Source organism: Lactococcus fujiensis JCM 16395 (assembly GCF_002441655.1).
Taxonomy (GTDB): domain Bacteria; phylum Bacillota; class Bacilli; order Lactobacillales; family Streptococcaceae; genus Lactococcus; species Lactococcus fujiensis.
In genome coordinates this window covers 1-1,598 of sequence record NZ_JXJU01000043.1, presented here as the reverse complement: position 1 = coordinate 1,598, position 1,598 = coordinate 1, and the positions used below count along the sequence as shown (strand labels likewise).

Genomic DNA, 1,598 nt, shown 5'->3' with positions numbered 1-1,598 from the left:
AGGATTCGCCAGCTCTTATTTTTATAGTAATTCTGTTAGTGATATTGTGTGCGTATTGTACTTGTTTGCTTTGCAATAATTACAACGTCCGCAGTGAACTGGTACCCGTCCATTTAAAACTTCAATGTATTTATTTGTTGCTTCTTGAACCTCAATAAGTGCATCATCCAACCAATCTTGTGGAATTGTAATTCCTGCACTGTCTGGAAAAGTTTCTTTCGTTATTGCATAAATTACGGGTTGAATATTTTTTCCTACTCGTTCATCATCTGACTGTCGGAGTAATTCTTGATATATTGCCATTTGCCATAGATATTTTCTTGACTCAATCCAGTGCATTTTTCGATGTTCTGATTCAGACCACTCTTTCTCATATATTGAGCCCCGAATTGTCTTAATATCAATAAAAATATTTTTTTCTAAATTAAGGCAGTCAAGAAAACCATGAAACTCAATTCCGTTGATTTCTCCGAAAACTTCAAGCTCTTTTGCACCTTTGTAAATATTCTGGAAAAGAGGATCTTTTTTTAAAGTCAATACCATTTTCTCTGCAATCTGAAATTGTGATTTCAAATTTCCTGTTTTTGTGAACATATCGCCTTGATGCTTTTGCTTAAATTCATCTAATGCTTGTTCATTCTCAAATGATTTATGAACATAACTCCCAGCGTTCATCGCTTCAATGGTTGATGGGGAAAACGTGGCTTGTCTATCCCATTCTCCATTCATGACAGCGACCGCTTCGGCTTCGCATTCTTGAAATGCTTTTAGTCCTGAAAAACTCAATCGTTTTTTTATCATGCTTGCCCCACTGGGAAGAGTTCTTCAACGAATTCTTCATTTTCTTGTTGTGGAGCCTGATCTTCAGGAATACTGATTTGTGATTGACTGTTTTCATTTTCTTTAGGCTCATCAATACTAATTAGAGGTTGCTCAGGTGTAACATCTTTTGGCTCTAGCGTTTCTGATTCATTATCTGCAATGACAGCTATTTGCATTTCTTGAGATAGTGGCGCAAATTTACTGATCATCGCTTTGAGAACTGTCTTTTGAGCCATTGCGTCAAAGTCAGTAGCCCAAGGGGATTTTGCCCCAGCTTTTGAAAAGCGTTTCTTATGATTTTCAACCCTTGCTTTTGTCCAGTAAACAACTTTCATAAATCCGTTTGATAGTTTCATACTTGCAAAATATCCAACGACCTCATCTTCTGGTTGCATGAAGTCAATCTCTAATTCTTCAAAAAGAGGGTCATAACTAATAAATTGACTTTTATAAACAATACCTGAATTTAAGCCAGTAATTTGACCACTACGGAGTGCAAGCTGAATAAGTCCTTTATAACCGATTTGAAATTGTGCTTCTTGACCATAGGGAATGATATAAGCAAAGCCAAGACTTGGTTCAATTGGTAAGTCAAGCGTCGCTGCTTTCATCGCTGCTGTCATGATTGAGTCTGGAGTTGCTCGTTTTAGCAAGTTATTGTTATTAACTACCGTAAGCAAACTCGATACGAACCCGCTTGATTTTTTGCCAAGAACTTCTTGAAATCGTGCTTGAACTGGTGCTGACTTCATAAAATGATTGATATTTGTTACTTC

The 1,598-nt window shown here is 36.7% G+C and carries 2 protein-coding genes; both read right to left on the bottom strand.

Annotated features, from left to right (window positions below):
* Positions 1-21: 21 nt before the first annotated feature.
* On the bottom strand, positions 22-801 hold the full coding sequence (locus RT41_RS10115) for a PD-(D/E)XK nuclease-like domain-containing protein (protein WP_245811693.1): 780 nt from the start codon (positions 799-801) through the stop codon (positions 22-24).
* On the bottom strand, positions 798-1,598 hold an 801-nt coding region (locus tag RT41_RS10110; protein ID WP_373279885.1), incomplete at its 5' end, for a recombinase RecT. The genes RT41_RS10115 and RT41_RS10110, both read right to left, overlap by 4 nt.

Coding starts and splice junctions, on each gene's coding strand:
- RT41_RS10115 (WP_245811693.1), bottom strand. CDS start 801: ATGATAAAAAAACGATTGAGTTTTTCAGGACTAAAAGCATTTCAAGAA.